Origin of the sequence: Dialister sp. UBA1703 (assembly GCA_002320515.1) — a bacterium.
Classification (GTDB): domain Bacteria; phylum Bacillota; class Negativicutes; order Veillonellales; family Dialisteraceae; genus Dialister.
Map to the genome: position 1 here is coordinate 1 of DCJJ01000123.1, position 6,920 is coordinate 6,920.

Consider the following 6,920-nt stretch of genomic DNA (forward strand, 5'->3'; position numbering starts at 1 on the left):
CTGACTTTATAAGCATTGCCGCAGAGCGGCAATCCACAACCCTATGAACCCTCTGAACCTTCTGAACCCTCTGAACCCGGGCCACGTCAGCGGCCCCTTCGGCCCGAAGGGCCGTCAACCTTTGCCTACACAACCTGCCGCGTCAGCGGCGCCCCTTCGGCCCAAAGGGCCGTCAACCCTCACGCCCAAAGGACGCTGTACTCTTTCGCATCCTGCAAATCCTGTATTATAATAAACATAATAGTTTACCTGATTTCACAAAGGAGACGGTTTTGTTTTTTAAAGACAACCCTTTTTACCTGCTGGGGCTTCATACCACAGACAGCACGGCGCGCATAGGGGAGGCGCTCCAGGAAAAACTGCATATGGCTGAAGAGGAAGGGGAAAAGAGACGTCTTATGGACGCAGCCTGGATCCTGCAGAAAAGCGTGAAGCGGAGCGGCGCCGAGTTTTTCTGGCTGCCGGGGCTTCCGAAGGAAGAGGCCTATGGACTCATCCATCGGACGGTGGATGGGAAGGGGCTCCGGCCCTCCGATTTCCTGTCCCTTCCGCCCCTGTCCAGGGTGGTGCTGGCGCTGAACGGTCTTTTTTATGGAAACGGGAATGTTCGCCTTTTCCTGAAGGAAATCTGCACCGCCTATGACCATATCCGGCCGGCTGAAGTCTCTGCCCTTTTTAACGGTGACCGCCGGCAGGCGGGTCTCTCCCTCCTTCGCAATGTGTCCCATGTGGAAATGTGGAAACGGGAGCTTCCTTTTCATCTGGCAAAAGCGTCCCATCAGGCAGCAAAGGACATGGGACTTTCCGCCTATGCGGCACTTCTTGCAGAGCTGGCCGGGGACAAGGAGTCCTTCCCCTGGCAGATGCTGGAAATGGATTTTGAAGAAATGAGCCGTGGGGTGCGGGAGAAGCTGGAACGAGACCTGGACTACAGTCTCCGCTTGGCAGACCGTCATTTTCCCCAGGGGCTTCTTCTGGCGGAGGACACCCTTCGCGCATTGCAAAAACTGGCAGAGCCCCTGTGCATCAGAAACGGCTCCTGGCCCATGGATACCCCCTTTCGCCGCGTGCGGCAGGCGGTGATTTCCCTCTGGGACAACGGACGGAAGGAAGAGGGGAGGAAAATGGCAGACACCCTTCTTCCCCTCTTCCGGGAATGGCCGCCGCTCTTAAAGCAGGCGGAAAAAGACAGGACAGATATGGCAGGGGGAAAAAGGCCTGCACCCGAAAGGATGGCCGGCGGCCCCTCCTGGCAGAACGTGCCCTCCACCATTTCCCGCATTCCCGAAGTCAAAAGAGAAAAAGAAAAGAAATGGCCCCTTTTCCTGCCCTTCTTCCTTCTTTTCCTTCTGCTGACCCTGTATTATGCTGTTTTCCATTGAGGAGGAACCATGGATCTGGAATATTTACGAAACAAAATCATAAAACTGGTGGAAGAAAAAGGCCATCCCCGGGAACTGGGCGCCCTGGTGGCGGACAACCTGGGCAGTGAAAACACTATGATCCGCATGATCGGCTACCTCTCCCACAGCCAGCCCCAGAGCGCCGAAGAAATCGCCGACGAAATGCTGGCCATCTGCGAAGACCGGGACAACTGGCGGAAAAAGAAGGAAGCGGAATTTTACCAGCAGAAATATAATCAGTATTTGTGGGACATGAAGAAGTAGGGGCGGCGCAGCCGCCCCGGGTTCAAAGGGCTCAGAAGGTTCACTGTGTACGCTGGTATTTCCTCGCCTGCCGGACGGTTGTACGGTTTTCGCCGCCGCAGGCGGCATATATAATGGCGCCGGAAGCGCCGTACCTCGCCAGCGCAGCGATACTATATAACTCCCGAGGGCGAGAGCCCTCAACCCGCCTGTAAGGCGAAGCCGATCACAGGCAGAACCCTGGCGGCCCAGGGCCGAAAGGCCCGGCGGCTGGCTCAACCCTCACGCCCGTAAGGGCGTGTCAACCTTCGGGAATACTGGAAAGCACCGCCCAGGTCCCGGTCCCGACTTCGGCCCGGAGGGCCCGTTAACCTTTCTTCAATGAACCCTTTGAACCCTCGCGCCGAAGGCCCGGCCCCCTTGCACCATAATGATATAATTGAATGAGTATCCTTCGGACTTTCACTCCGATGCGATTTTTTTCGGGATTTCCCGGAATGATGGTTTATGGAAGGCAGCACTGCCTTTCGAGAAAGGATTTCAAATGACAGAAAAGAAGAAAGTAGTTGTAGCCATGTCCGGCGGCGTGGACAGTACCTTGACCGCCCGGCTCCTTCTGGAGCAGGGGTACGAGGTCTGCGGCGCCACCATGTACCAGTTTGAGGGACAGGATGAGGAAATCGAAGGGGCCAGAAGCATGGCCGATTTCATCGGCATTCCCTTCAAGGTGGTGGATGTGAGGGAGGCCTATCAGCAGTATGTGCTTTCCTATTTCATCGACGCCTATGCCAGAGGCATGACGCCCAATCCCTGCATGATGTGCGATTTCAAAGTCAAGTTCGGCCTCTTTTATGACGAAGTGCGGAAGGCCTTCGACGCTCCCTATTTCGCCACCGGCCATTACGCCCGCATCCTGTATAATCAGGAGCGGCAGAAATATGAAGTACACAAGGGCATCGACCTGGGGAAAGACCAGTCCTACATGATGTACCATTTGACCCAGGACCAGCTGGCCCACATTATCTTCCCCCTGGGCCGCACCTTCAAGAAGGACACCCGCCGGATTTCCAAAGAAAAGGGGCTGCCCACCTATAACAAGGCGGAGTCCCAGGATATATGCTTCCTCACCAGCGAAAGCTCCTACGTGGAATTTCTGAAAAACCACGCGCCCGAAGCCTTTCGGCCGGGAGATATTGTGGATAAAAAGGGAAGGGTGCTGGGACAGCACCGGGGCATTCCCTACTACACCATCGGCCAGCGGAAGGGGCTGGGCATTGCGGCCAGGACGCCGCTCTATGTGACGGCCCTTCGCCCTGACAAGAACCAGGTGGTGGTAGGAGAAAATGATGACCTCTTCCGCCCCCGCCTTCTGGCGGACGAGCTCCACTTCACCGACGGCGAAGCACCGGCGGAAGAATTCCGGTGCCAGGCTAAAATCCGCTACGGCATCAAAGTTCATGACTGCACCGTCACCCTGGAAAAGGACGGCAGGGCGGTGGTGAAATTTGACGAACCCCAGCGGGCCATTACCACAGGGCAGTCCGTGGTGTTCTATGATGATGACCGCTTAATCGGCGGCGGCACCATATTGAGAGCCCTGTAAGGCATACAAAAAAGAGCAGGAAAAGAAATTCCTTTTCACTGCTCTTTTATATTATCTCAGACCAAAGACCCTGGCGAAGAAGCCGGCCTTTCTGCCCTTTCTGGCAGAGGCAGCCCACTCAGCGGATTTGGATTCTGCATGTTTCACTTTATAAGCCCTGAAGGCACGGTAGGAATTCATATCTACCAGCATGACGCACACTTTTGCATGTCGCAGACGGCGCTGGAGAAGTCGTTCATCGGAAGGCAGGGGAATGGAAATTTCCTTTTCTTCCATTTCCAAAAGAGAAGCGGCCAGGGCATCCCTTGCCTTTTTTGCCGTCTCATCCATGGAACGGCCCTGGGCCTGGCAGCCCGGCAGATCCGGAAATACGGCGGTAAACATGTCGTCTTTATCATGGTGCTCAAATATGGCGGGATAGAAATATGTCATCATGTCCCCCCTTTCCTTCGTCACAGACTTCTCAAAACTCGATCGTTTATATTTTATACCATTTCGACCTCTCCTGCCAACAGAAATTTACAGGAGTTTGATGGAATTTTTACTCATGCATGGGCGGAGGGAAAAGATGACGGGAAACAGGGGAAATGCCGAGCACTTCCCGGGTGGTGTCGATCCATTTCTGGAGCGCCGGTCCGAAGGATGAAAAGCGTGGCAGCGCCAGACTGAGGGAAATGGTTTCATGGGTGGTGAAGGGGAGCACCTTCACCGGGCCTGTCCATCCCCGGCTCATCAGTTCATTGTTCAGGGAAAGCCCCAGGCCCGCTTCCACCATGCACCAGGCGGTGTAATTGCTGGCAGTGGACAGGGTATAGCGGGGACGGATGTGATGACGGCGAAGGAAATTCTCTACGTCCGTATCTTCATGGGGAAGAAGATTGATGAAAGGCTGGCCGTTCAGGTCTTCGGGAGCAAGGGCCTCTTTTTCCGCCAGGGGATGGGAAGAAGGAATCCATGCCATGAGCCGGTCTTTTCGGAGCGGCAGCCATTGGACAGGGGCCTCTTCCCGGCGGCTGAGAAAGGCACAGCTCAGGGTGCCCTCTGCCACGCCTTCCAGACATTCCCGGTTGTCGCATTCTTTCAGATGTACCTGCACCAGGGGATACCGTTTTTGGTACAGGGAAAGAATGGAAGGAAGCCAGTGGGCTGCGGTGCTGAAGTAGGAACCGATGTAAAGGCAGCCGGTGGTGAGGGTGAGAAAGCTGCGCTCCTCTTCCTGCAGCCGGTCTGCTGCTTTCACCATGGCACGAATGGCAGGAAGAAGGGCCTCTCCTTCCCTGGTCAGGCGCACACCATGACTGGAACGATGGAGAAGGGGGAAGCCCGCTTCCTTTTCCAGACTGTCCATCATTCGTGTCATGCCGGAAGGGGAGTAGCCTGTTTCTTCGGCAGCAGCAGCAAGACTTCCCGTTTCCAGAATGCGGAGAAATATGTTGTACTTCATGGTATCCATAGGAGCTCCTTTCAAAAGACTATTGCTGTTTTATCAATATTATATTGATGAAATTGCGCTTCCGTCAATATAGCACCTGCCCTATACTCAATGGTGAAGGGCCACCTGCACAGGGAGTGCCGATTCCTTCCTGGAGTCTGACGGCAGGAATCAAAAGGATCGATCCTGGAATTCGCTCTTCCTGCAGCCCCTTTGACATCATATTTCAAGGATAGCTATGTTCCGGGAGGAATGGATATGAAGAGAAGACAGGCGGAAATCCTGCTGGCATCGGTGATACTGGCCAGAAGTACATCTTTTTTATTTTCCAAAACAGCGCTGGAGGATATGGGACTCTTTGAGCTGCTGGCCCTTCGGTTCCTGCTGGCTTTTTTTCTGCTGGCTCTGCTGTATGGGAGAAGGCTTTGGCGTGAAGTGGGAAAATCCATGATTCTTCGGGGCGCCGTGCTGGGAACGGTTTTGTACCTGGTAATGGCAGCGGAAATGATGGCGCTCCGGCAGTCGGATATATACGTCACTGCTTTTCTGGAAAACACAGCCTTCCTTTTTGTGCCTTTCTTTCTGTGGGCAGGAAAAGGGAAACGGATTTCATGGAAAACGGGACAGGCCATGATTCTGATGACGGCAGGCGTCTCTCTTCTGACTGTGAAAGGCGCCGGGATTCATCCTGGCGCCCTATGGGCTATGGCAGCGGCCTTCTTCTATGGACTTTTCATCTATCTGACCGGCCTTCTGGCACGCCGGGGAGACGGTCTTTCTCTGGGTATATGGCAGATGGGTTTCATGGGCCTCTGGAATGGCTGCTCTGCCCTTGCCCTGGGTGAATGGGCTATGCCTTCATCGCCGTCAACGGTCACATCCCTTCTGGCGCTGGCCTTTCTCTGCACTGCCTTCGGTTTTACCTTCCAGACAGTGGCGCAGCAGTATTTGTCCACAGAAGAAGCAGGTTTCTTTTCCGGCCTGGATCCGCTTTTCGCTTCGGTGTGGGGCATGGTCTTCCGCGGAGAAAATCCGGGACTTTCCGGCGGCATAGGTGCTTTTCTGGTACTGGCCGGCATGGCGCGGGCCCGCGGCCGGGAGGAGGGGAAAGCTCCTAGCCCCGGCATGGGCCGGATTCATGAACCTGGTGAATGAACCATAACTTCCCGGGGCCCGCTTCTTTTCCTGCAATGATATAATAAGGGAAAAAAGAAAGGGGAAGAATCCATGATTCCGAAAGAACTGGATGATACGGACAGGAAAATCATCAATGAATTGAAAAAGAACAGCCGCATTTCCATGACGGAACTTGGGAAAAAGGTGTTTATGACCGGCCAGGCTGCCAAAAACCGGCTGGAACGGCTGCAGGACCTGGGGGTGGTGGAGCGGTATACGGTGAATGTGAACTGCCCCGTCTTCGGCTACACCGTCCACGGCCTTTTCACCCTGGCACTGGGCAGAGAAAAGGCGGAGGACTTCTACCGCTTCGTCCACACCACGGAGTACCATATCCTTCACTGCTATGAAACAGAAGGGGGATCAGTCTTCATCGACGCCCACTTCCAAAGCGAAGAAAAAAGGGACGAATTTTTGAGGATTCTCTCCTCCTACGGCACCTGCCGCCTTCATAAAGTGGAAAAAGAAATCCACAGCATTCACCCGGTGGATGAGTGAAATAGGGGGCGGTCGGCTGTCGGCTGTTAGTGGGGCGCTGGGCTGTATTCCCGAAGGTTGACACGCCCTGATGGACAAGCCCCTTTTGGGCTTGAGGGTTCAGGCGCCTCTCGGCGCCCGGGTTCTATCGTTCGTGTGCTGCGCGCCGAACGATGGGTTCGGCCCACAGAGCGGGCTGGTTCAGAGGGGAGTTATATATGCCGCTGCCTGGGGCAGCGAAAACCATACAACCGCCCTGGCGGGCGAGGAAATGCATCTCCCTTTGGTGGCTGGCGCCACCACCTTTCCCCCGCAAGCGGGGGCACTATAACCCGCGCTTATTGTAGAGCCATTTATGAAGAGAGTGTTTCGTGGTGTTTTATTCTGCCCCCTGAACAGGGGGAAGTCCGGCGCAGCCCGGATAGGGGGTGGCGAGCGCAGCGAGCCAATCAGCAGAACTGTTTTCATGCCCTATGACACAGAAAAGTAAATCTCGTAACGCTGACTTTATAAGCATTGACGCAGAGCGGCAATCCGCAACCCTCGGCCCGAAGGGCCGTTGCCCCCTGAGCGCCAGCGATGCAAC

At 55.1% G+C, this 6,920-nt stretch carries 7 protein-coding genes; 5 read left to right on the forward strand and 2 right to left on the reverse strand.

What is annotated here, in order from left to right:
• Positions 1–272 precede the first annotated feature (272 nt).
• The 3 genes from B2Y11_RS05555 (at position 273) to mnmA (ending at position 3,249) form a co-directional block, all read left to right on the forward strand.
• Complete coding sequence (locus tag B2Y11_RS05555; protein ID WP_291057141.1) at positions 273–1,382, forward strand: hypothetical protein; 1,110 nt, start codon at positions 273–275, stop codon at positions 1,380–1,382.
• 9 nt (positions 1,383–1,391) lie between these two features.
• Positions 1,392–1,667 (forward strand): hypothetical protein, encoded by a 276-nt coding sequence (locus B2Y11_RS05560; protein ID WP_291057142.1) that lies wholly within the window; start codon positions 1,392–1,394, stop codon positions 1,665–1,667.
• Positions 1,668–2,190: 523 nt separating this feature from the next.
• A complete protein-coding gene (gene mnmA / locus B2Y11_RS05565; RefSeq protein ID WP_291057143.1) occupies positions 2,191–3,249 on the forward strand; it encodes a tRNA 2-thiouridine(34) synthase MnmA in 1,059 nt (352 codons plus the stop codon).
• A gap of 51 nt (positions 3,250–3,300) precedes the next feature.
• Here mnmA and B2Y11_RS05570 read toward each other — a convergent pair whose 3' ends face one another.
• Both B2Y11_RS05570 and B2Y11_RS05575 read right to left on the reverse strand, forming a co-directional pair.
• Positions 3,301–3,684, reverse strand: a complete 384-nt coding sequence (locus B2Y11_RS05570; protein ID WP_291057145.1) for a type II toxin-antitoxin system HicB family antitoxin — start codon at positions 3,682–3,684, stop codon at positions 3,301–3,303.
• 106 nt (positions 3,685–3,790) lie between these two features.
• A complete protein-coding gene (locus B2Y11_RS05575) occupies positions 3,791–4,702 on the reverse strand; it encodes a LysR family transcriptional regulator (protein ID WP_291057147.1) in 912 nt (303 codons plus the stop codon).
• Positions 4,703–4,939: 237 nt separating this feature from the next.
• On the opposite strand from B2Y11_RS05575, the gene B2Y11_RS05580 reads away from it, so the two are divergent.
• Together B2Y11_RS05580 and B2Y11_RS05585 are read left to right on the forward strand one after the other, a co-directional pair.
• On the forward strand, positions 4,940–5,836 hold the full coding sequence (locus B2Y11_RS05580) for a DMT family transporter (RefSeq protein ID WP_291057149.1): 897 nt from the start codon (positions 4,940–4,942) through the stop codon (positions 5,834–5,836).
• Between the two features lie 72 nt (positions 5,837–5,908).
• Complete coding sequence (locus tag B2Y11_RS05585; protein ID WP_291057151.1) at positions 5,909–6,355, forward strand: Lrp/AsnC family transcriptional regulator; 447 nt, start codon at positions 5,909–5,911, stop codon at positions 6,353–6,355.
• Positions 6,356–6,920 lie beyond the last annotated feature (565 nt).

Coding starts and splice junctions, on each gene's coding strand:
- B2Y11_RS05560 (WP_291057142.1), top strand. CDS start 1,392: ATGGATCTGGAATATTTACGAAACAAAATCATAAAACTGGTGGAAGAA.
- mnmA (WP_291057143.1), top strand. CDS start 2,191: ATGACAGAAAAGAAGAAAGTAGTTGTAGCCATGTCCGGCGGCGTGGAC.
- B2Y11_RS05570 (WP_291057145.1), bottom strand. CDS start 3,684: ATGATGACATATTTCTATCCCGCCATATTTGAGCACCATGATAAAGAC.
- B2Y11_RS05575 (WP_291057147.1), bottom strand. CDS start 4,702: ATGGATACCATGAAGTACAACATATTTCTCCGCATTCTGGAAACGGGA.
- B2Y11_RS05580 (WP_291057149.1), top strand. CDS start 4,940: ATGAAGAGAAGACAGGCGGAAATCCTGCTGGCATCGGTGATACTGGCC.
- B2Y11_RS05585 (WP_291057151.1), top strand. CDS start 5,909: ATGATTCCGAAAGAACTGGATGATACGGACAGGAAAATCATCAATGAA.